Here is a 22,370-nt window from a genome sequence, read left to right as displayed (position 1 = left end):
CCCGGGAGTTGCCGCCTGGAGACAGATCGTTTTTTCTTTCGCGATTTGGATGGGGTCTGTCCCGGTTTTCCGGATTGATTTCCTTCGAGGATCGACGGACGGAGCTTCGGCCTCGGGGGCTGCCCCTTCAGTCGGGCAATTTCATCTTTGAGCCGGGAGATTTCTTCCTGCTGATTGCGAATGATCTCGATCAAAAGCATGATCGTGGGGTTTTCGAGATCAGAGGCCGATAGTGATTTGATTATGGCGTCGTGTGTTAACATGCTTCTTGCTTTATCAGATCAGGCTGAGAATGTTTAGCTTCTTTTACCAATGCCCGGACTTTTGGAGTAGTTACCAAAATTCTTTCGAACAACGCCCCTTTGTTGCGTTTTTTACCATTCAGACACCTCCTTTGGGCTGGATCGCAACTTTGGTATCCGATATTTTCAACTTACATCAGCATGAACATACACCCTGAAATAAAAACCATACCCTTTTATTTTAAGCCTTCAGCCCTCCGCCTTTCGGGCCTGCTGCTGGCAACGGGCCTTCTGGGCATCTCCCTTCCTTCCGGGCCTTGCTTCTGGCTGCCCCTTGTGGCCCTTGTTCCTTTTTTTCTGGTCTTACGGGGATGTCAGCCTGCTGCGGGTTATGTTTCAGGATGGGCAGGCGGCAGCCTCTTCTGGCTCATTTCCGCCTTCTGGATGGTGAACGGCTGCAGGGAACTCATGGGCTGGTCTGTGTCAGCCTCCCTCATGGCCACCCTGCTCTTTGTCCTGTATCAGGGCCTTCCCTACGGGCTTGCGGGCCTTGTCTGCGGCATTGCCAGCCGGTATGGAAGAACGGGAGGCCCCTTTTTCACCGCAGGCACCTTCACCCTCGCCATTGCCATCTGGCCAGATCTCTGCCCCGGCAGTCCTGTCATCAGTCTCTATACCTGGGTCAGGGCCATACAGATTGCAGACATCGGCGGAATGCACTTCGTCCTTTTTTTTATGCTCCTTTCCAATGCCCTTCTGGCAGAGATCCTGAGTCCCTCCCCCTTCAAAAGAAAAATTCACTATTCCGGCCTCTGGATTCTCCTCATCGCCCTTGTGCTGGGCTACGGCAGTCTGCGCCTCAGGGAGCTGAAAAATCTGGAGGCCATTTCTCCGGAATCCCACATCAGCGTCCGCACCATCCAGCCCAACATCCCCTTCAAAACAGATCCTTTGAACAAGAATCCGCTGCAAAGCAATCATGCTGTTCTAAGACAGCTCACCGAAGAATCCTCCCTGCATCTGGCCCCACCGGATCTCATTCTCTGGCCGGAAGCCCCCGGAACCCCGGCCTGTGACAACCTCGACATGCAGGCCCTCTCCCGGACAGAAACCCTCGCTCAGGCTCCCCTTTTCTTTGCCTGCACGGAATATCAGTATCGCTTAAAAAAACAGGAATCCCTTATCCTCCCTGACGGGACTGCGACAGACACAGGTGTCCCTCTGCGGGAACTCAGCGCCATGTACAACAGCATGGCCCTGCTGGAAAATGGACAGATAAAAAAAATCTATCGCAAAACACGGCTCGTTCCCTTTGGGGAAGCCACCCCCTTAGGCAAACGCTGGCCCCTTCTTCGAAAATATCTGGAAAGGCCCTACGAATACAACCGTGGCCCAGGGCCGGATCTGCTCCCTCTCGTCCGGGATCTGCGTATCCAGCCCCTCATCTGTTTTGAAAGCGCTTTTCCGGACATTGCCCGAACGGGTGCCGCCATGGGGACGGATGCCTTTGTCACTGTCGCCAATGACGGCTGGTTTGAGCATAAAAAAGCGGCGGAACTTCATCTCGGGCTGGCCCTTTTCCGGGCTGTGGAGCAGCGGCGTCCCATGATCCGTGCCACCAATACGGGCATGGGTGCCCACATTCTTGCCACAGGTGACATTGAAAACGGCACCCGGACTCCCATGGATCAAGCCACTTACCGTCAGATCCGCCTGCATGTTCCGAATGTGCAAACCCTTTATCAGGTCATGGGCAATACCTGGCTTGGGGTGCTGGCTCTGATGCTTGCTGCCGTTTCACTGAGGATGGGAAAAAAGGGAAGAAAGATCCGGCATCTCTTCTCAGGCAAGAAGGAATATGACTTTACAGGCACAGGGAAGCCATGACAGAAAGAATGCCTGCATCACAAAGCCAGACCTCCGGACAGAAAAAACCGGATCACACACCCGAAACCCGATGCTCCTGAAACCTTCATTTAAAAGACGGGGCCCAGCAGGCTGCCCGACAGGATACCCATGAAAGACACCCTCAAACCCCTGTGGCTCATCGTTTTGCTCATTATCATGGCTTCCCTTCTCCTCTTAGCCTCGGATCTCAGTCAGCGCCGCTCCCCCGAAGGAGAGGCCAGCAAACCCTATCCCGACATCGCCATTTTCCAGATCACCTCCACCTTTCTCATCGATGCCCATGTGAAAGGCATTGTGGATCGGCTGGATGAAAAGGGGATGCTGGCTCCGAACCGGAAAAATCTTAAAATCTACAATCCCCAGGGGGATATGCCCACGGCCAACGCCATTGCACGGGACATCGCCAGCGGCCCCTTTGATGTGGTCATCACCTCCAGCACCCTGGCCCTCCAGACCTTTGCCAATGCCAATGCCGCCACCCGCAAGCCCCATATTTTCGGTGCGGTCACCAATCCCTACACCACAGGGGTGGGCATTACCGGGCCGGAGCCGGATCAGCATCCGCCCCACCTTGCGGGTATCGGCACCTTTCAGCCGGTGCGGGAAGCCATCACCATCGCCCGTGAGATGCATCCCGGCCTCAGACGCATCGGTGTGGTCTGGAACCCGGCGGAACAGTCTTCCGAATCCTGTCTCATCGAAGCAAGAAAGACCGTGAAGGATCTGGACATCCGGCTCATGGAAGCCATTGCCGCCAACACTTCGGAAGTGCACGAGGCCACCCAGTCCCTCATCTCAAAGGGAGCGGAAGCCCTGTGGATCGGGGGGGACGTGGTGGCCACGGCGTCCATCGGCCTTATACTGAAACTGGCCACCCAGGCGGGTATTCCCGTGTTCACCAACGATCCCCTGGACGCGGCCAAGGGAGCCCTCTTCGGGCTGGGGGCCGACTACGGGACAGTGGGAAATCTTACGGCGGACATGGCCATTGCCGTGCTGGAAGGCCGCTCTCCCGCCTCCTTCCGCATCGACAACGTGGTGCCCCAGCTTCTGGACATCAACCAGGAGGTACGCAGCCGCTACCCGCAATGGAAAATGACGGAAAAGCTTCGGGAAATGTCCGGAAAACAGAAGGCCGCCCCGCAGGCTTCGGAACCGACGGTGGAAAAAAAGACAGCACCCTTCCGCATCCGCATGGTGCTCTACAGTGAAACGGAATTTGCCGAACGTTCCAGAGAGGGCTATCTGGAAGGTCTTCACAGGGCGGGGCTGGAACCGGATAAAGACTACGAAATGCGGATCTTCAACGCCCAGGGCGACATGGCCACCCTTTCCAGCATCATGCTCTCCATTCAGGCAGATCAGCCGGATCTGGTGATGGTGGTTTCCACCCCCACCCTTCAGGCGGCCCTGAGGCAGGTGGCCGACACCAGCCCCGTGGTTTTCACCGGCGTCGGGGATGCGGTCAGGGCCGGAGCGGGGAAAAGCGAAACGGATCATCACCCCCATGTGACGGGCATCACCACCCGCTCCCCTTTCCGGGGCATGGCGGCCCTCATCAGAGAAACCCTGCCCGGAGCAAGGCGGGTGGGCACCCTCTTCACCCCTGCGGAAATCAACAGCGAACTTTACAGAAGCTGGTTTGCGGAAGCCCTTGGGGAACAGGGGATTGAACTTGTTTCCATACCCGTCACTGCCCCTTCGGACATCCCCCAGGCCGCGGAGGAGCTGACCCGCCAGAACCTCGGGGCCGTTGCCCAGATTGTGGATAACTTCACCCGACCCGGCTTTGCCCTTATTGCACGCAGGGCCGATGAGAAAAACCTTCCCGTCTATGTTTTTGACAGTGCCCAGATGAAGGAAGGCGGCACCCTTGCCCTGGCGCGGGATTACCATGATGCGGCCCTTGAGGCTGCTGCAATGGCCGTGCGGATTCTGAACGGCGAGAAGCCTGCCGCCATTCCCTTCAGAAACGCCAGCATGGAAGCCCTCATCCTCAACCCGGATCAGGCCGAACGTTACGGGCTTTCCATCCCTGATACCATACGGAAAAGAGCGGCTCTGTATCCCCATGCAGAGCAGGAGTGAGGGTAAAATCAAAAAACGATCTGCTGGATTTGTCATGGAAGACGTTAAAAATAACCTGAAACAGAAATGAGAACAGGAATGGCCAGAAAACCTTCTGTAAAAAATGATACCTTGAAAACCATCGCTCCCACCTGGAGCCATATACAGAAACAGGCGGAGCAGTTTGTCCTGAAATACAGAAATTCTACCCGCGAGCAGGCAGACAGCAAGGTTTTCATCCGGGATTTTCTTGTTGATCTTTATGGAATAGACCCGATAGAGGCCGGAAATTATGAGCGTCAGGTCGGAAAATTAGGAAATAAATACGGTTTCATTGACTATTTTCTACCCGGAAAACTGGTCATAGAATTTAAATCCGCAGGTAAGGATCTCAATCTGGCATTGCTTCAGGCACTGGATTACCATCAGGGTCTGGCTCAGGAAGAGCGTCCCCGCTATATCCTCACATGTGATTTTGCCCATTTTCACCTCCATGACCTGCTGGACAAAGCCAATGATCTGGAATTTTCTCTTGAAGACCTGCCCAAATATTTGAAAGTTTTCGGCTTTCTCATCGACCATGAATCAGAATATGCAGAACCTGAAAAACTGGTGGATATCCGTGCTGCGGAACTGATGGGAAGCCTGCACGATGAACTCAAGGAAAGCGGTTACGAAGGCCACGATCTTGAAGTGCTGCTGGTTCGGCTGCTCTTCTGCCTGTTTGCAGATGATACCGGTATTTTTGAGTTTCACGCCTTTCAAACCCTGATTCAGAAACGAACACATCCCGACGGAAGCAATTTATTCAGCGAGCTGGCCACCTTTTTCGATACCCTCAACAAACCGGAAAACAAACGGCTTAAAAATCTGCCGGATTATCTTGCCAGTTTTCCCTACATCAATGGAAAACTGTTTGAAAAAACCATTTCAACAGTTTATGCCAACGCAAAAATCCGAGACATCCTCCTTTCATGTTCCGGAGAAGACTGGAGTGCCATTTCCCCAGCAATTTTCGGATCGCTGTTCCAGACCGTGATGGAAGAAGATCAGGACGGAAAACGCAGGAATCTTGGAGCGCACTACACCTCTGAAGGCAATATTCTCAAACTGATCCGCCCACTGTTCCTTAATGAACTCTATGCAGGGCTGGAAGCCTGCGGAAATAACAGGGCGAAGCTGGAGAAGTTCCATGACAGGCTGGCCTCCCTGCGGTTTTTAGATCCGGCATGTGGCTGCGGAAATTTTCTCATCATTGCTTACCGCGAACTCCGTCGTCTGGAGATGAAGGTGCTGGATCTCCTGTATCCGAAAAACCGGCAGGGGTACCGCCAGCTTGTTCTCGATATCGGCACCATCGTGAAGGTTAATGTGGATCAGTTCTATGGCATCGAACTGGAAGAATTCCCTGCTCAGGTGGCCCAGGTGGCCATGTGGCTCATGGATCACCTGATGAACCGGGAAGTTTCCAGCCTGTTCGGGAGAACCTTTACCCGCCTTCCGCTTGTGAAGTCTGCGGCCATCCAGCACGGAAACGCACTGACGCTTGAGTGGCCAAAGGTGGATTGTATTCTGGGCAATCCGCCCTTTGTGGGAGCAAAATACATGGATGCCAACCAGAAAAAAGATGTCTCCCTTGTATTCAAAGACATTAAAAACAGCGGCCTACTGGATTATGTGGCCGCATGGTATGTGAAAGCGGCCAGAGTAATGAAAAAAACTCCCGTGAAATGTGCCTTTGTATCCACCAATTCCATCTGTCAGGGGGAACAGGTCGGAGTTCTTTGGAGCTGGATGCTGGATCAGGGAATGAAGATTTTTTTCGCCCACCGGACATTCCAGTGGAGTAATGAAGCCAGAGGCAAAGCTGCCGTACACTGTGTCATTGTGGGATTTACCCATGGTGATCTGCCCAACAAACAGATTTTTGAATATGAAAATATCAAGGGCGAACCGGAATGTATTCAGACAAAAAACATCAACCCCTATCTGGTGGATGCGCCGGATGTGGTGGTGCAGAACCGGAAAAAACCAATTTGCCCGGTTTCAACAATGAAGTTTGGAAACCAGCCAATTGATGGAGGATTTTTAACTCTGAGTAAAGATGAAAAAAAACAACTCACAGACAAAGCAATTACTTACAATCAATTTATCAGAAAATTTATCGGCGCTAAAGAATTTATTAATAACGGAGATCGTTATTGCCTGTGGTTAGACAATATAAGTCCCAATGAGTTAAAAAAACATCCAGACATTCTATTACGGCTTGATGCTGTTAAAAAATTCAGGTTAAACAGTAACCGTAAAGCAACATGTGAACTAGCTAAAAATCCTAGCCGATTTGCTTTCATTTCCCATGAGGAAAAAGAATACATTATTGTTCCAAGCGTCTCTTCAGAACGCAGAGAATATCTTCCTATTGGCTTTATGCCAGCAGATGTTATTGCAAGTAATCTTTGCCTAATTATTCCCAATGCGTCTTTTTATGAATTTGGCGTTTTAATGTCAATAATGCACAATGCCTGGATGCGCACAGTTTGTGGAAGGTTAAAGAGTGATTATCGATATTCTGCTGGCGTTGTGTACAATAACTTCCCATGGCCCGAAAATCCCACAGAAAAACAAAAACAGGCTGTCAGTACAGCCAGCCAGAAAATCCTCGATGTCCGTAAGACATTCCCGGATTCCACCCTTGCGGATCTCTATGACCCCCTCACCATGCCATCGGTCCTGAGCAAGGCACATCAGGCTTTGGATAAAGCGGTGGATGCCTGTTATGGGGTCAAAAATTTTCCAAACGAGGCAAAACGTGTGGCATTCCTGTTTTCCCTGTACGATCACTACCTGCAAAAAGAAGCCTCATGTTCTGAAACAGGGGGAAAACAAGAATGAAAAGATTTTCTGATCAGGAACTGCTGGATCTTCTCAATTCTCTGGAATCGGATCGGGTGGAGCGAAAAGAAAGTTTTAAGGGGGAGGTTCCGAAAAAGGCCAGACAGGCTGTCTGCGCCTTTGCCAATGACCTTCCGAACCACAATACTCCGGGCATTCTTTTCATTGGCGCAAAGGACAATGGCGAACCCTCAGGCCTTGAGGTGACAGATCAGCTTCTGCTTTCACTTGCGGACATGAAAACCGACGGAAACATTTTGCCCCTGCCCGTTCTTTCTGTGGAAAAACGGCTTTTAAAAGGTTCCGGCATGGCTGTTGTCACCGTGATGCCCTCCGATATGCCTCCTGTCAAATATGAGGGCCGTATCTGGATTCGCACCGGCCCCCGGCGCTCCATCGCCAACGAACAGGAAGAGCGTATCCTCAATGAAAAAAGGCGCTATAAGAACCTGCCCTTTGATCTCCACCCCATTCCATCAGCAACAATCACCGACCTTTCAAAACTCATTTTTGAAAGCGAATTTCTTCCTTCAGCCTTTGCCGCCGATGTGTTGGAATCCAACGGCCGCAGCTATGGGGAAAGACTGTCAAGCTGCAAAATGATCGTTTCCCCGGACACCACAACGCCCACGGTGCTGGGACTCCTTACCTTGGGCAAAAGCCCGCAGGACTTTCTGCCGGGGGCCTGTATTCAGTTTTTGCGGATTGACGGAACAGAGCTGGCCGACCCTGTGCTGGATGCGGAAACCATGGGCGGAGCCTTTGTTGAAATGCTGCGCCGGATGGAAGAAAAACTCAAATCCCATAACCGCATCGGCGTAGATGCCACCTCTGGCCCGACCCACAGAACGGACATGCCCTATCCGCCAGCAGCGATGCAGCAGATTCTGTACAACGCCGTACTTCACCGAACATACGAAAACACCCATGCCCCTGTCCGGGTGTACTGGTTCAATGACAGAATCGAAATCACCAGTCCGGGCGGGCCTTACGGAAACGTGACCTCTGAAAACTTCGGCAGGCCCGGAATCACCGATTACCGTAATCCCAATATCGGGGATGTGCTGAAAACCTTTGGTTTCATTCAGGCCTTTGGAAGGGGCATTGCCATTGCACGGAGGGAGATGGAAAAAAACGGAAATCCGCCCCCGGAATTTGAAACCAGCCCGAGTGCGGTGATGTGCACATTGAGGAGAAAAGCATGACGGCACCCGTACTGACCTTTTTCAACAACAAGGGAGGGGTTGGAAAAACCTCCCTCATTTACCATCTGGCATGGATGTTTGCCCATCTCGGCAGACGGGTAGTTGTTCTGGATCTGGACCCCCAGGCCAACCTGACCGCAGCCTTTCTTGATGAAGACCGCATTGAGGCGCTCTGGAATACGGAGAGTGCAGGCAGCACCATTTACCAGTGCGTCAGCCCCCTTGCCGGTGTGGCGGATATTGCCCCTCCCCTGCTTCAGCCCATGGCGGAAAATCTCCATCTCCTGCCGGGAGACATCCGGCTCTCCGGCTTTGAGGATTCGCTCTCCAAAGAGTGGCCGGACAGCATGGGGGACAGCAACCTTTACCGGCCCCTACGTATCCTCAGCGCCTTCTGGCAAGTCATGCAGATGGCCGGGCATCAGGTGCAGGCAGAGATCCTTCTTGCTGACATCGGCCCCAACCTTGGCGCCATCAACCGTTCTGTCCTTCTGGCAACGGACTACGTCGCCATTCCCCTGGGGGCCGACCTTTTTTCCCTCCAGGGGTTAAGCAACCTCGGCCCCACCTTAAGAAGCTGGAAAAACCTGTGGCAAAAACGTCTTGGCAACTGGGAGGAAAGCCCCGAAAAAAAGCACTACCCGGATTTCAGGCTGCCTTCCGGCAAGATGCAGCCCATCGGCTATCTCTGTCAGCAGCATGGGGTTCTTCTGGAACGCCCGGTAAAGGCCTATGACAAGTGGGTGCAGCGCATTCCCGCCGTTTATCGGGAAGCCGTTCTGAATGAAGCCCCGGTTCAGCATCTGCGGCAGGAAGACGATCCTTTCTGTCTTGCCACCATCCGGCATTACCGCAGCCTGGTGCCCATGGCCCAGGAACGCCGCAAGCCCATTTTCAACCTCACCTCCGCCGATGGGGCCATTGGCAGCCATGCCCATGCGGTGAGTGACGCACGGAGGGACTTCAGAATCCTTGCGGAAAAAATCGCTGAAAGAACAGGGCTGGCTCCAGCCCCCAAGCCATGACACCCCGGATCTGGCAAGGGATCTCTGGAAAGAGGCATTTTACCAGCATCCCATCGGAATTTTCCGCCCGGTCTTTCCACCGAGGCATCCTGTCCAATGCCAGCTCACTGCCCGACACGCACAAGCCGGGCGTGGCCGATGCGCTTCTTGCTGCCCTGACCGGCAAGGCCGTTGATGAAAAAAAAGTTCCAGGCAAAACCGCTGCCACTGGACATGGAGGAGGCGGACCAGAACCAGCTCTCACCGGGAAAGACCTTGAGATCATAGGGCGCAAGGCTTCTCAGTTCCTCTATGGTCGGAAGCCGAAAACCACCCGGTGCTGTCAGGGGGCTGGCATCGTACCAGGAACCGCGCCATGCCGCACCGCTGCATACGGAGTCCGTCCAGGTCTGACCATGGGGGCAACGCTGCCATTCAAGCCCCGTGCTGTTATCCCGCACAACCGCCCCATCGCTCCCCGCCACAGGCTGAAAGCGGGATTCTGCCTGTACACTTCCTGCTGCACAGCACAAAATCAGAACGCCCGTGAAAAGAGTGAAATCTTTCCTGAAGTTCCTTATTTTCCCAATCCCTTTTTGCGCCACGGTTCTTTCCTTTCTTCAAGAAGATCCAGGCTGTGCCTGGGGCTGTGTCCGGTTTCCCTGACCCGGAACAAAACAGTACCGCCCCACGCAACCGCCATCCGCCTTAAAGCCAAAAGCAGGCTCCTGCCCCATACGCCTTTCAGGGAATGGGCCGGAATGTGTCGCCCATAGATGAAGGCCCGCTGCCTGAAAATGCCCCTGAGCCAATGGGAGCAGGACGGGAACTCTTATACGTTACCGCAACCCGGTTGCCGTGCATAAATACCTTTTCGACGCTGTAGCCATTGGCCGCATAGCAGGAAGGAACATCATAGGCGATGGAAAATACCGCTTGAGGGATATTCCCATTATATCCCCAGGCTTTCAGGCCCTGGCGGATGCAGGACTGATCCGCCAAAGCATCCCTTGGAGGCGGATAGATGAACTGAAAAATAAAAGCAGAGACAAACCCGACCATAAAAACAAGAATACCGCGAAAATACCTTTTGCCTTTCATCATACCCTCCCGTTGTTTTTGTTAAAATTCCTATCCCTTTTCTTTATCACCACACCTTGGATAAATGCACAATCCATGCCCACAAACCCATGTACGTTAAAAAGGGCACAAAAACCGGACAGAGATGCACCCTGCCCCCGCACCGACATCCCCATGGGAAAAAACCTGCTTTCCTGCCGCCCAGATTTCTGGCAATTGTCCTGCCACATCCGGGCCAGTCCTGCTTTTATCCCTTGGAAATCGCGTGTGTATGGTATATCCGTCTATTCTCTGATCTTCAAGACCCAACATCAGGTTAGAGAACGCCCCGTACCGCATCCCAAAACACCGGGACATTCCCGGTGCAGGAGAAACGGGAACCCTTTTTCCGGTTTCCACGCATGTGACAGAACAGATAAGGATCCGCCATGAAGCTGAGCTTTGAAAAGAAAACGTCCTGGCTCCTCGTCCGGGCGGCAGGCAGGCTGGATGCCGCCTGGTCGGAGTATTTCAGCACCACCCTTCTGGAGGAAATCCGCAAAGGGGAACACCGCATCGTTCTGGACGCTTCCGGGCTGGCCTTTCTCAGTTCCGCAGGCATCCGCGCCCTGCTTCAGGTGGCAAAGGCCCTGCACGCTGTCCGGGGTTCATGGCAAGTCACGGCTCCCAACGCCTTTGTTCGGCAGATCCTTGAAACCTCGGGATTTGCGGACTGGATGCAAGACAGCCTGCCGGAGGATTTACCTCTGGATACAGCGCAAGCTCCCCCCGAAGCCCCGGACAGAAAGGCCGCAGAAGGGCCTTCGGGGATCACCCATTTTGTGCTGAATGAAAAAGCCTCCCTGCGCCTTGCCATCCCTGCAGACTGGAGACCCTGGGAAAAAACCGTAAAGGAAGACCTCAGAAAAATCCGCCTGGATGAGGAGGTCATGGCCTTTGGCATCGGAAGTCCTGCCACCTCCGCCCAAGAGGCTCTGGAAGGTTCCGGAGAATTTGCGGCCCTTGGGGGGCTTGTGGCCTGTCAGCCGCCGGACGGGGAAAGCCCGCCGGATTTTCTCATCCGGGAAGGGAGCTATGTCCCGGAGCTTCATGTGCTCCAGGCCCTGATCTGCCGGGGGGAAATGGGCCATCTTCTGCGCTTTGCGCCGGAAAGGGAAAACATCCTTTTTCCCCTCTCCCGGATTCTCCGCCTCCTTCTGGAAAAAAGCTCCGGAAAAGCCACAGGCTTTGTGCTGCTGGCCGAAATCGAAGGGCTTGTGGGGTGCAGCCTCATCCGCTCCCCGGGGCGTGAGGATCTTCCCGAGCCCATGACTTTTCCGGAAATCCGGAACTGGCTCTCTTTCTGTGGAGAACGCTGCCATACAGGCCATCAGGCCCTTGTCACCGGGGTGGTGGCGGAAAGCACCTCTCCCCTTTCTTCAAAGGCCCTTCTCCTTCCCCTGCCCTCGCACCCGGACATGGCGCTCCATGCCCATGCCCTTGTCTTTCCGCATCAGCCCCTGCAAAACGGCGTGATCGGACTCCATGAATCCGCAGGCCGCTTTTTCCACGGCCCGCCGCCCATGGCGGTGCTGCACCTCATGGAGGATGCCCGTCCCCTCACCGGTCTTGGAGAAAGCGCCTTTATCCGGGGTGCCTGCTGGTTCCATGCACTTGAAAATTCTGAGGACTTCCTATGAATCTTGTCATCGGCGCGTTCACCATGGGGCTGATTCTGGCCCTCCTTTCCCTCGGCACCCTGATCAGCTTCCGCATGATCCGCTTCACGGACATCACGGTGGATGGCTCCATCACCTTAGGCGCCGCCATTTCCGCTGTCATGCTCATGCAGGGCCATGCGCCCCTCACAGCCCTCCTTGCCTCCCTTGTGGGCGGAGCACTGGCCGGAACCGTGACAGGTCTGCTGCACACCCGCTTTAAAATTCCCCAGATCCTCTCCGGCATCCTTGTGATGACGGCCCTTTACTCCATCAATCTCCGGGTCATGGGCCGCAGCAACATTCCCCTTCTCGATGTCAGCACCCTCTCCGATCCCGTGGAAAAGGGGCTTTTCGCCCTCACGGACGCCTCCCGTATTCTTCTGTGGGGCTGGAAGATTCCTGTGCAGGATCTTGCCGTCTTTCTCACAAGCCTTGGCCTCTGTGCGGGGGTGGGCTTTCTGCTCTGGCGTTTTCTGCTCACCCATTTCGGAACGGCCCTCCGGGCCGCAGGCCATAACCCCCAGATGGTGAAAGCCCAGGGGGTGAATCCCCATACCATGGTCATCCTGAGCCTCGCCCTTTCCAACGCCCTTGTGGCCCTTTCCGGCAGCCTGCTGGCCCAGTATCAGGGCTTTGGCGATGTACAGATGGGCATCGGCATGATGGTCTGGGGCCTTGCCAGCATCATCATCGGCGAGGCCCTTGTGCGGCGCGGCGGCCTTGGCGTGGCCATCACCGGCGTCATTCTGGGAACCATCCTCTTCCGGCTCCTCATCGCCATTGCCCTGCGCTGGGGCATGAATCCCAATGATCTCAAACTTGTCACCGCCCTTTTCGTTTTTCTGGCCCTGGTCGCTCCCCATGGCGGGGAAAAAATGCTCACCTTCTTCCGGGGAGGAAAAAAGCGTGCTTGACATCCAGAATCTCTCCCAGACCTTTTTTCCCGGCACCCCCAACGCGGTTCAGGCCCTTCAGGGGGTATCCCTGCACATTGAAGAAGAAAGCTTCACCGCCATCATCGGCACCAACGGTTCCGGAAAAAGCACCCTCCTCAATGCGGTGGCGGGCACTTTTCTGGCCGATCAGGGAAAAATTCTTCTGGGCGGGCAGGACATCACCCGCTGGCCCGAGCACAGACGGGCAGCCCTCATGGGCCGGGTCTTCCAGAATCCCTTTGCAGGAACGGCTGCGGAAATGACCCTTGCGGAAAACCTTGTCATGGCCATGCGAAGGGGGTTGAAGCGCCCCCTTTCCACGGCCCTTTCCCGGCAGGTGAGAGAGGAAATGGCCGAACGGGTGGCCTCTTTGAAAATGGGCCTTGAAAACCGTCTGGATAATCCCATCGGCACCCTGTCCGGCGGTCAGCGTCAGGCCCTGACCCTGCTCATGGCCACCTGGCTCAGGCCGAAGCTTCTGCTTCTCGACGAACATACGGCGGCCCTTGACCCAAAAAGTGCGGCCCAGGTGGCGGATCTCACCCGGCGAATCATCCGCAGCGAAAGGCTCACGGCCCTCATGGTCACCCACTCCATGCAGCAGTCCGTGGAACTGCCCGACCGCATTGTCATGATGCACAAGGGAAAAATTGTGGAGGATTACGCAGGGGAAAGAAAGGGCCGGGTACGCATTCCGGATCTCATGGCGGCCTTTGACCGGGTGAGACGAAGGGAGCTTTTCGACGCTTCCGTGGCGGAGGTGGTGGCAGAGCAGTATGTATAGTGAAAAAGGCCGTGGCGGAACATGGGGAGAGACTGAAAATCCCGCTTCTTTCGGGAAGGGATGGGTACAGGCATCCCCGGCGCAGGAGCGCCAAACGGACTTTACCCTCAGAACTGCGAGCAAATCCGGCGGACCGTATCAGCAGCATTGCCCTGAAGGTTTTTTCGATCTTGTCATCATGGGTTGATGCGGCAAGAAGGTCTTTGGCCATGCCTCGCGCATGACGCAAAACAGGCCTGCCGGTTTCGCAGGCCTGTTGGCGATCGCTTCTTTGTCCTTGGACTGTTAATCCGAAGATTTCTTTGCCCGGACAGGCAAAACGTAGAAGTCTTTCGTCTTTGGGTAAGCCGCACCGTAAAGCCGGTTCATGGCTGCGATATAGGCCCTGCTGGTGTCAGTGGCCAGAGTGGACGACCAGTAGTATTCCTTTACGGAATGGAACTTGGATAACATGCCGGACTGTTGAAGGCCTTGAAGCTCCTGGACTGTGGGCATGCGCCAGTCGTTTTGCACAGAACCATCCTTAAGACCGCAGAAACCGTTTGAAAGTTGGTGAATACGGTTATTTTGAGCATGCCAATTATCTTTTCCGAAACAATTGGCATCCTTGAGCCAAACCAGACTGCCCATGACCACCGTACCCTTGTCGCCGGCCCATGCCGAGGCAGCCATCATCATGCAGAACAGTGCTGCTGCAAAAAATCCCATTATGGTGTTGCTGTGACTGCTCATCGTTGTACCCTCCTGTATTTGTTTGTATTTAAATGTGCCGTAAACCGGTTGCTTCGCTTTGCTAACGCCAGATTTCGCCTGCCGCTCTGGTTGTTTTCAACCGAAAGGTTATCTGACTCATTCCCCAAAGATCTTCCCCCGACTGCGCCGGGTCTTGTCGCAATGCCGCCCATGTGGGCTGCGGCCTCTAACACAATAGCAAAAAACATACCAAATATAAAAAACAACCAGAAAGGTGGAATGGACGGTATGGATACGATCCAGACGCCAATTTAATTGGCGTTTAAAATGCTGGTGTCAACGGAGTCGACACCCATGATACATGCCGTCCCAAACCTGTTCCAGTTCTCAAGGAAAAAACCCTGAGGCCGCCTTCTCCATGCCTTTACGGGGAAACGGTTCCGGAAACTACTGCCTGGTGCGCACAAGGCGGGCGAGGCGCCCATAACTCGTGTAATCGTCATCGATACGTCCGTAATATAAATGGAGACACCAGGCTCTGTTTTTATGGTCAGCACGCGGGGTGGAAGACCAGAACCAGTCAGGCCCCGGAAAGACACTGCGATCGCATGGCACCAGGGTCTTCAGCTCATCAAGGGTCGGGAGCCTGAAACCACCCGAGACGGTCAGGTTTAATGCATTGTCCCAGGTTCCCCTCCACGCCCCTCCACGCCGCTCCGCTGCATCCGGAACCTGTCCAGCTCTGACCATAAGGACAGCGCTGCCATTCAAGCCCCGTATTGTTATCCCGGACAATGACACCGCCGCTTCCGGCGACCGCCTCAAACCGCGCGGGCGCTTTCTGCCCCGCCTGCACGGTCCCTGCAAAAAAGAAAAACATCAGCATCCCCAGAATAAATACCGTATGCCTCTTCAAACCCCTCTCCTTTTGAACAGTGTCTTGCTTCATTGCCTTTTTCTTCCTCATAACTCCATGAAAAATCCTGCCAGCCAGCCCCGGAAATCATTCTCACGAACCGCCACGTACAAGACGGACGTGGTTCCTGACCTTCTTGTAACTGATGACCGAACCATCAGCGTTGTAAAGGAACCAGGCATAGGCCGTATTGCTGGCGGCGGGTGAAGAAGACCAGAACCAGTAGGGTCCAGGAAAGACATTGACATCACAGGGAGCGATCCGCCTCAGCTCCTCCGCCGTCGGCAGCCGGAAGCCCCCCGGTGCCGTCAGCCTTACCGCCTCATCCCAGCTTCCTTCCCAGGCAGAGGCTCTGCATCCGGAATCCGTCCAGATCTGACCATGGGGACAGCGCTGCCATTCAAGCCCTGTGCTGTTGTCCCGGACAATGGAACCGTTGCTTCCGGCGATCTCCTGAAAACGGGAAGACGGCTGAGGTAACTGCGGTACGTTCGGCGGCTGGGGCGGCTGCGCCGCCTGTACGACTCCTGCAGCCCAGAAAAACACCAGCAAGCCAAGAAACCCCCTCCGATTCTTCAAACGATTTTTTTTCTGAACCCCTTTTTCCATCATTGTCTTCTCCTTATTTCAAAATATCACAGCAGGCAGAGAAAACCAGGATCACTTTCCGGCGCGCACGAGGCGAGCCTGACCGTCATTGCTCTTACGGTAACCGTAAACACTGTTGAAGTGACCCCAATTAATGCCCCAGGCATGGATAGAATTGGCATCAAGTGAAGAAGACCAAAACCAGTAAGCACCAGGAAAAATACTTTGATCATATGGATCAAGTGACTTCAACTCATCAAGAGTCGGAAGATGAAAACCACCCGAAGCAGTCAGTTTGACCGCATCATCCCAGCTTCCTTTCCAAGGTATTCCGCTACAGCCTGAACCTGTCCAGCTCTCACCATAGGCGCAGCGTTGCCATTCAAGCCCTGTATTCGTATCCCGGACGATGGAACCGTTGCTGCCTTCTACTTCCCGAAAACGGGAAGGTGGCCGAACGGGCAGCTGAGGGGGCTGGGGGGGCTGTGCTGCCTGTGCGATTCCTGCAACACAAAAAATCACCAGCATGCCCCAAAAAAACAAAAGATTCTTCTTCAAACACATCTTCTTCTCAATCTTTTTTTTCATCATTGCCTTCCCCTTTCTTAAAATTGATTACCATCTTGCTTCAGCCATCGTTCCCATGCTCCAGCGTGGGAACGCACTACAGGGCGCTTCTGCGCCCAGGGCCAGTATCCTCGGGTATCCCTTCTCTGGAAACTGGATATTGACGAAGTGCCGGGACGATCCAGACCAAAACATGGAGCGTGGGAGCGATGGCATAGGACGTACAAATTGAAAAACAAACCATGCAATATAGATGCCCAAATATTTACAATGTGTCCTTACTGACAACATCCTTACAAAAAATGCCCCCACAAAATCCCCCTGTGTCAGGGCAGTTGTCTCCATCGTTTTATGTCCACCCGGCCCGAATAGCTCAAAAACGGCCTTAATAGGGCAACGAAGATTCCTGATTAAAGTGAAGACCCATGGAGAGCGTGGTTCCATCCAGACGCAAATCGCTATCCATCGCCGCCGTGGGCAACCAGCGCCTGACACCCACAATGACCAGCAGCTGGGAAGTCGTTGGCGGCTGATCAAAAAAAGCCTCCAGAACCAGCCTGGCGGGACTCTCCTGACCGTCCCGGGTACTCACCAAAATCCGCCTGGCGCCCTGCTCGGCCAGACGCACCAAAAGCATATTCAGACAGTGGTCGAAGCGGGGCAAAAGCAAAGGCACCATGAGCGGCCTCGTCTCCTCCAGCTGGCACACCAGCTGGCCTTCGGCAAAGACCGGCTCATGGGCCAGACGCCTCACCAGGTAATCCCGGAACGCATCCTCCTCAACGGGCAGATCGTCCAGAGATGAGGGCTGGGGTCCCAGGGGGCTCAGGCTTTGGCGTACAACCCGCAGGGTCTCCTGGTTAAGGTCGGCTTCCCTGGCGGTCTCGGGAAAACGCAGGCCCTGGGCGGCTCTGGCGAAATCGGTCAGAAGCTGGCGCAGCCGTCCCAGAATAAACGGATCCACAACCTGCCCCAGAAGCTCGTAATCCAGCAGACGCCCCAGATTCAGGATGGTCTTCAGGGCGCCCATCGACATCTCCACCTTGCTGTGACGGCCGGAGCGATAGGCCACCTGCATCAGCTCATATTGCTCCAGAAAACGTCTGGCGGCCGACTGGTCGAGGAGCTGGCGGCATCTTTGCGCCGCGCCGGATTCCTCTAATGCCTCCAGCTTGGCGGAAAGCCTCGCCAGCCTGGCGGCCACCAGGTCGAATTTCTGGTTAATCTGCTCCATGAGAGCGCCGCCATAGTCGCTGAAATAGGCGATACGCTTCCGGTCGCACCGCTCCAGCGAAACCAGCTCCCTGCATTGCCCGGCCAGCCTGGAAAAAACGGCCAAGGCCTTGTCATGGGTCAATAACCCGCCGTGGCCGGGCAGGTACAAGAGTACCCTGTCTTCTTGCCGGGCCAGGGATATCAGCCGCTCAAGGGAATTGCCCAGGCGTTCGGCATGCCAGCCGTGGATACCGGCGGTAAAGGGGGCGGTCGCCAAGGGGATATCGCCGATAAACATCAGCTGCCCCAGAAGAAAGCAGCAGGAGTCTGGCGAGTGGCCCGGCGTGGAGAAAATGCTTATCTCCCCGCCATGGGGCAGTGTGAGCACCTGGCAAAGGGCGGGCCCGCCCAGAACCGGTTCCCAAGGCTCTGGCCGCAGGCTGAAGAAGCTCCCCGCCAGCTCAAAGGTGTGACCCGCCATGGTTTTGGGAGAAAACAGGGGCACATCGGCCTGGTAGGAAGTCATCTTTATCTCGCCCAGCTCGGCGGCGGTGGCCTGATCATCGGCGCTGGCCAGGGACTGGGCCCCCTCCCAGTGGATGGCCGTGGCCTGGGGCCCCTGTTGAAGCAAGTCGGTTTGTCCCTGGATGAAATGGCCGCAGTGGTCATAGTGGCAATGGGTGATCAGCACCAGCACGGGAAGAAGGGTGTCGCCGGTCTTTTCCCGGGCGGCCTGACGGGCCTGGGCCAGATGGTCTGGATTTGCCCCGGTGTCAATGACCACGAAGCAAAACGGCGTGTGGATCAGATAAACATTGCTGCTGCGGATGTTGGGTTCATCCACCAGGGGATAGATTGCACAACCGGCAGCGCCGGGGATGGGGCTCCAGGCCCGGACGGGCAGGAAAAAGGGCGCGTTGACCATGGCTGGATCTCTCAATAAAAAAAGGAAATAACGCCCGATGGACGAATGCACCATCGGCAGGATACTCTGAATCAAGCGGGTTTCGGGGGGGGCGGGTACGCCGACGCAAGGGGCAGAAGCCCTCTCCATCACTGCGGGGTGGGCACACACGCGACAACCGGATCAGGTGGAAGACCCTTTGTAGCGCATTGCAAGAATCGTAATATCATCGGATTGCGGGGTGTCACCGACAAAGGCATGAATATCGTCAAGGATGGCCCGGGTGATTTCATCTACGGGCCGGTCACAGACCTTGAGCAGCTCGCCTTGAAATCGTTTATCCCCATAGGGTTCATAGGTTCCGTTCATGGCTTCGGTGACCCCATCGGTGAAAAGCACCAGGGTTTCCCCCGGTAACAGCCGCTCTTCAAGAAGGGAATAGAGGATGCCTTCCATGGCGCCCACAACCATGGAAGGGGTACCGGCAATCGTCCGGATACCGTCTTCTCCAACAATCAGGGGCGGATTGTGGCCGCCGTTGGTCAAGGTCAGTCTGCCTGTGGGGATATGCAGAATACCGCAGACCGTGGTGACAAACATGGTGGCGTCATTGCCCTTGCTGAGCTGGTCATTCACCCGGTTGGTCACCTCGTTCGGTAGCGCGCACGCCTCGGCGTTCACCTTGAAAAGGGTCATCGTAATGGCCATGAAAAGTGAGGCCGGCACCCCCTTGCCGGAAACATCGCCAATGACAAAAAAAAGTCGTTCATCGTCCAGCATATAGAAATCATACAAATCACCGCCCACTTCCCGGGCAGGTACCAGCAGGGCGTGGAGATCAAATTCCCTGCTGTTGGGAAAGGCCGGAAAAATCTTGGGAAGAATGCTCATCTGGATTTCCCGCGCCGCCGCCAGTTCCCCTTCCATCACCTTTTTTTCCGCTTCGGTGGCCTGTTCCCGGATGCGATTGGTCACGATGAAGATGAAGATCCCCATCCCCGCCGCGTTGGTGACAATCATGGGGATTCCCACCTGCTTCACGATATCCAGAGCCAGGGGATAAGGTTTTGCGAGCAGCAGGACGATTCCCATGTGGAGGGCTTCCATGGCCGCCATCAGAAGGCTGGCCCCCAGGGCATCCGGCAGTTTTCCGCGCCTTAATTGACGAACCCCGCCGCCGATGGCCCCCGCCACAACCGTTGCGACTGCACACGGAATTGCCGTGCCCCCCCCCTCGAAATAGCGGTGGATGCCCCCTATCATCCCCGCCCCGATACCCGCTGCGGGCCCTGCCATGAGGCCCGCAATCATCGGGCCCAGGTCACGGATATTGGCGGGAGCACCGCCCATGACGCGGATACCGTTCAAGGTGCCGTAGATGGAAAATGTGCCGAAGACAAGGATGAAGAAAATCTGGTTGTTTACGGTGACTTTACGGGAAATCACCTCGGAGAAGGATTGGGAGCGAAGCAGGATGTAGGCAAGGACAATGATGACACAGGTGTCTTTCATCAAGGAAAAAAAGAGATCCATAACCGTTGGGTTCACAAGTGGTTTTTCTCCATGGACGTATTGTCTGCATTGGTGGCTTCAGTCCGGGAGGGGGAGTGCGTTTCATGCCTGAAGCGAGACTGGGGTGGTATTTTTATCGATATGGGGTCGGTCGTCAATAGCGGGCACCAAAATATTTAAGCCGCCTGCTGCTTTTAAAAAAATTGCCTCTCATAGGCTGCAGGAGAGAGATAGCCAAGCCTCTTCTGCCGTCGTTGCCGATGATAAAAGATTTCTATGTAGGTTGTGATCTGGCGTATGGGGCTTCCTGCCGGGTTTCGTAACGCTGATGATGAACAAGTTCGTTTTTCAGTACCCCCCAGAAGCTTTCAATGGGAGCGTTGTCGTAGCAGTTTCCCCTGCGGCTCATGGATGCCCGCATTTTGAACTGGTCAAAGAGTTTTCGGTAGTCTGCGGCGCTGTACTGCGCTGCCACTGTCGGAATGATGAATCAGGCCAGCTGCGGGTCTTTTGGCGGCGACGGCGCGAAACCGTGACCGGGAGACCAGGTTTTTTGTCATAGGCTCTCCCATCACGTAGCCTACGTTACTGACAACATCCTTGCAAAAAATGCCCCCACAAAACTGCCACATACCCATAAAGTTGCCGCACAAAAAATATCTGACTTTTTCCAATTGCAAACGTCCGTCCATATCAGATAAATATGTCTTTTTTAATCGTAGCTGGGCTATCCTAAAAACTAAAAATACAAAAATAATGGCATATATTTTGCTAGCTAAAAGTCTGAACGTTCTTTAATTGTTATACTTTTGGCGGATTACCGCCTTGCCTCAGCCATCGTCCCCATACTCCGGCATGGGAACGGTGAGTTCTAAATCCTTCGCCTGTTTTCAGCTTTCAGGGCAAGGACATGGAAGCACGTACAAGACCTGGCTGATGACTGAATCCGGGTAGTAATCAGATCTTTTTTGAACAAAAACATCAAAAAAAGGAGAAATGGATATGAAAAAAACCTCAACAACAGCCATCATAATCGCACTCATTATCACCGTCCCTCACAGCTCACAGGCTTTTCTTGCCGATATGTTCAAAGGCTGTCCGGACGAGATACGATGCAGGGCCGCCGAGGTGTATGATTTTGGAAGTCGTGACCATATAATTTACCATTATCTGGGAACGATAAGAGTATCGACCTGTTTTTCCCTGATGGATCTGGGGTGCCGTCCATGGAATTGCGACAATGAAAACAAAGGAACGAATACAGAGCACTGGAGAAATGAATGCAAAAACCAGTTCAGCCAAAGACTGGATGTGCTGAAAAAAGAAGGAAAATATTATGAAAACAGTGATGATTTTATCAAATTATCATTTTAGAATTTTCTGGAAGGTTCCCTGAAAAATTGGTGGAAACAGCCAAAAAAGGGGCCTGAAGCGCCCCCTTTTTTGGCCCTCTCACGACAGGCCCCAAAAAAATAAAAATCACTGTCCCGTACGCACGAAACGAACTTTATTGGCATTGTTCTTACTTATGGAACCAGCCTTACCGCTGAGGAAATTCATGCCCCATACATTGGCTCCATTATCGACAGAGGATGAAGACGACCAGAACCAATAGTCACCAGGAAAATCCCTTCTGTCATATGGAGCAAGAGATTTCAGTTCATCAATGGTGGGGAGTCGGAATCCACCCGGAACTCTCAGCATTACGGCATCATGCCAGGTTCCCCTCCAGCTTGTTCCACCGCACCCGGAACCCGTCCAAATCTGCGCATAGGGACAGCGCTGCCATTCAAGCCCCGTGGTAGTATCCCGAAGGATCGTGCCGCCGCTTCCGGCGACCTCCTGAAAGCGGGAAGGCTGCTGTGCCGCCTGTACGCTTCCTGTAATACAGAAAAGCACCAGCAATCCCAGAGAAAACACCCGATTCTTTTTCACATGCACCTTTCTCTGAACCCATTTTTCTTTCATTGCTTTTTTCCTCCTTAAAATGTTTCCGCAATCTCTTCCATTCATGATAAGGCATTTTGACTCTGAATTTCTACGGAACGGTTCCATGAACAGTAGGCTCTGGCAAGCTTCAAAAGATTGCAAAAAAGATACCAAAAATCATAACGCATTTATATTGGGAACAGCTTTTCAATGGAATTAAAACTACCAT

19 protein-coding genes and 2 pseudogenes are annotated in these 22,370 nt (G+C 54.2%); 9 read left to right on the top strand and 12 right to left on the bottom strand.

What is annotated here, in order from left to right; all coding sequences use genetic code 11:
* Nucleotides 1-263: pseudogene (locus tag BR04_RS14455) on the bottom strand (hypothetical protein); the annotation flags it as partial.
* Nucleotides 264-443: 180 nt separating this feature from the next.
* On the opposite strand from BR04_RS14455, the gene lnt reads away from it, so the two are divergent.
* The 5 genes from lnt (at nucleotide 444) to BR04_RS14430 (ending at nucleotide 9,339) form a co-directional block, all read left to right on the top strand.
* Nucleotides 444-2,129, top strand: coding sequence for an apolipoprotein N-acyltransferase (lnt, locus tag BR04_RS14450; RefSeq protein ID WP_496356730.1), 1,686 nt, complete (start codon nucleotides 444-446; stop codon nucleotides 2,127-2,129).
* 129 nt (nucleotides 2,130-2,258) lie between these two features.
* On the top strand, nucleotides 2,259-4,238 hold the full coding sequence (locus tag BR04_RS14445; protein ID WP_496356729.1) for an ABC transporter substrate-binding protein: 1,980 nt from the start codon (nucleotides 2,259-2,261) through the stop codon (nucleotides 4,236-4,238).
* 78 nt (nucleotides 4,239-4,316) lie between these two features.
* Nucleotides 4,317-7,109, top strand: coding sequence for a DNA methyltransferase (locus tag BR04_RS14440; protein ID WP_496356728.1), 2,793 nt, complete (start codon nucleotides 4,317-4,319; stop codon nucleotides 7,107-7,109).
* Complete coding sequence (locus tag BR04_RS14435) at nucleotides 7,106-8,314, top strand: ATP-binding protein (protein ID WP_496356727.1); 1,209 nt, start codon at nucleotides 7,106-7,108, stop codon at nucleotides 8,312-8,314. The genes BR04_RS14440 and BR04_RS14435 overlap by 4 nt, the downstream gene beginning before the upstream one ends.
* On the top strand, nucleotides 8,311-9,339 hold the full coding sequence (locus BR04_RS14430) for a ParA family protein (protein ID WP_496356726.1): 1,029 nt from the start codon (nucleotides 8,311-8,313) through the stop codon (nucleotides 9,337-9,339). Before BR04_RS14435 ends, BR04_RS14430 begins: the two co-directional genes overlap by 4 nt.
* Nucleotides 9,340-9,443: 104 nt before the next feature.
* Here BR04_RS14430 and BR04_RS14425 read toward each other — a convergent pair whose 3' ends face one another.
* Nucleotides 9,444-9,923: an Lcl C-terminal domain-containing protein gene (locus BR04_RS14425; RefSeq protein ID WP_496356725.1), complete on the bottom strand. Its 480-nt coding sequence runs from the start codon at nucleotides 9,921-9,923 to the stop codon at nucleotides 9,444-9,446.
* Nucleotides 9,924-10,062: 139 nt separating this feature from the next.
* Nucleotides 10,063-10,419: a hypothetical protein gene (locus BR04_RS14420; protein WP_496356724.1), complete on the bottom strand. Its 357-nt coding sequence runs from the start codon at nucleotides 10,417-10,419 to the stop codon at nucleotides 10,063-10,065.
* A 407-nt stretch (nucleotides 10,420-10,826) separates the two neighbouring features.
* Between BR04_RS14420 and BR04_RS14415 the strand changes: the two genes are divergently transcribed.
* From BR04_RS14415 to BR04_RS14405, 3 genes are read left to right on the top strand one after another with little or no spacing between them, the layout of a single operon-like run.
* On the top strand, nucleotides 10,827-12,077 hold the full coding sequence (locus BR04_RS14415; RefSeq protein WP_496356723.1) for an STAS domain-containing protein: 1,251 nt from the start codon (nucleotides 10,827-10,829) through the stop codon (nucleotides 12,075-12,077).
* Nucleotides 12,074-13,012 carry an ABC transporter permease gene (locus BR04_RS14410; protein WP_496356722.1) on the top strand — a complete coding sequence of 313 codons (939 nt, stop codon included), beginning with the start codon at nucleotides 12,074-12,076 and terminating at the stop codon, nucleotides 13,010-13,012. The genes BR04_RS14415 and BR04_RS14410 overlap by 4 nt, the downstream gene beginning before the upstream one ends.
* Nucleotides 13,005-13,817, top strand: coding sequence for an ABC transporter ATP-binding protein (locus BR04_RS14405; RefSeq protein ID WP_496356721.1), 813 nt, complete (start codon nucleotides 13,005-13,007; stop codon nucleotides 13,815-13,817). The genes BR04_RS14410 and BR04_RS14405 overlap by 8 nt, the downstream gene beginning before the upstream one ends.
* A gap of 285 nt (nucleotides 13,818-14,102) precedes the next feature.
* Here the strand turns inward: BR04_RS14405 and BR04_RS14400 are convergent, their stop codons facing one another.
* From BR04_RS14400 to BR04_RS14365, 8 genes and pseudogenes are all read right to left on the bottom strand, one after another.
* Nucleotides 14,103-14,549, bottom strand: coding sequence for an Lcl C-terminal domain-containing protein (locus BR04_RS14400; RefSeq protein WP_496356720.1), 447 nt, complete (start codon nucleotides 14,547-14,549; stop codon nucleotides 14,103-14,105).
* 408 nt (nucleotides 14,550-14,957) lie between these two features.
* The gene (locus BR04_RS14395) at nucleotides 14,958-15,260 is read right to left on the bottom strand and encodes an Lcl C-terminal domain-containing protein (protein ID WP_496356733.1); all 303 of its coding nucleotides are present in this window, start codon (nucleotides 15,258-15,260) and stop codon (nucleotides 14,958-14,960) included.
* The gene (locus BR04_RS14390; RefSeq protein ID WP_496356734.1) at nucleotides 15,142-15,426 is read right to left on the bottom strand and encodes a hypothetical protein; all 285 of its coding nucleotides are present in this window, start codon (nucleotides 15,424-15,426) and stop codon (nucleotides 15,142-15,144) included. The genes BR04_RS14395 and BR04_RS14390 overlap by 119 nt, the downstream gene beginning before the upstream one ends.
* 93 nt (nucleotides 15,427-15,519) lie before the next feature.
* Nucleotides 15,520-16,038 (bottom strand): Lcl C-terminal domain-containing protein, encoded by a 519-nt coding sequence (locus BR04_RS14385; protein WP_496356719.1) that lies wholly within the window; start codon nucleotides 16,036-16,038, stop codon nucleotides 15,520-15,522.
* Nucleotides 16,039-16,086: 48 nt separating this feature from the next.
* A complete protein-coding gene (locus tag BR04_RS14380) occupies nucleotides 16,087-16,605 on the bottom strand; it encodes an Lcl C-terminal domain-containing protein (protein WP_496356718.1) in 519 nt (172 codons plus the stop codon).
* 361 nt (nucleotides 16,606-16,966) lie between these two features.
* Complete coding sequence (locus tag BR04_RS14375) at nucleotides 16,967-18,796, bottom strand: MBL fold metallo-hydrolase (RefSeq protein ID WP_496356717.1); 1,830 nt, start codon at nucleotides 18,794-18,796, stop codon at nucleotides 16,967-16,969.
* Nucleotides 18,797-18,883: 87 nt separating this feature from the next.
* Nucleotides 18,884-20,248 (bottom strand): PP2C family protein-serine/threonine phosphatase, encoded by a 1,365-nt coding sequence (locus BR04_RS14370; RefSeq protein WP_496356716.1) that lies wholly within the window; start codon nucleotides 20,246-20,248, stop codon nucleotides 18,884-18,886.
* A 158-nt stretch (nucleotides 20,249-20,406) separates the two neighbouring features.
* A pseudogene (locus BR04_RS14365) lies at nucleotides 20,407-20,841 on the bottom strand (IS3 family transposase); the annotation flags it as partial.
* A gap of 373 nt (nucleotides 20,842-21,214) precedes the next feature.
* Between BR04_RS14365 and BR04_RS14360 the strand changes: the two are divergent.
* Nucleotides 21,215-21,586, top strand: coding sequence for a hypothetical protein (locus tag BR04_RS14360; RefSeq protein WP_496356715.1), 372 nt, complete (start codon nucleotides 21,215-21,217; stop codon nucleotides 21,584-21,586).
* 105 nt (nucleotides 21,587-21,691) lie between these two features.
* Here the strand turns inward: BR04_RS14360 and BR04_RS14355 are convergent, their stop codons facing one another.
* Nucleotides 21,692-22,180 carry an Lcl C-terminal domain-containing protein gene (locus BR04_RS14355; protein ID WP_496356714.1) on the bottom strand — a complete coding sequence of 163 codons (489 nt, stop codon included), beginning with the start codon at nucleotides 22,178-22,180 and terminating at the stop codon, nucleotides 21,692-21,694.
* Between the last annotated feature and the right edge of the window lie 190 nt (nucleotides 22,181-22,370).

It is taken from the genome of Desulfobotulus sapovorans DSM 2055, from assembly GCF_059569355.1.
This window is presented reverse-complemented; position numbering and strand designations above follow the sequence as displayed.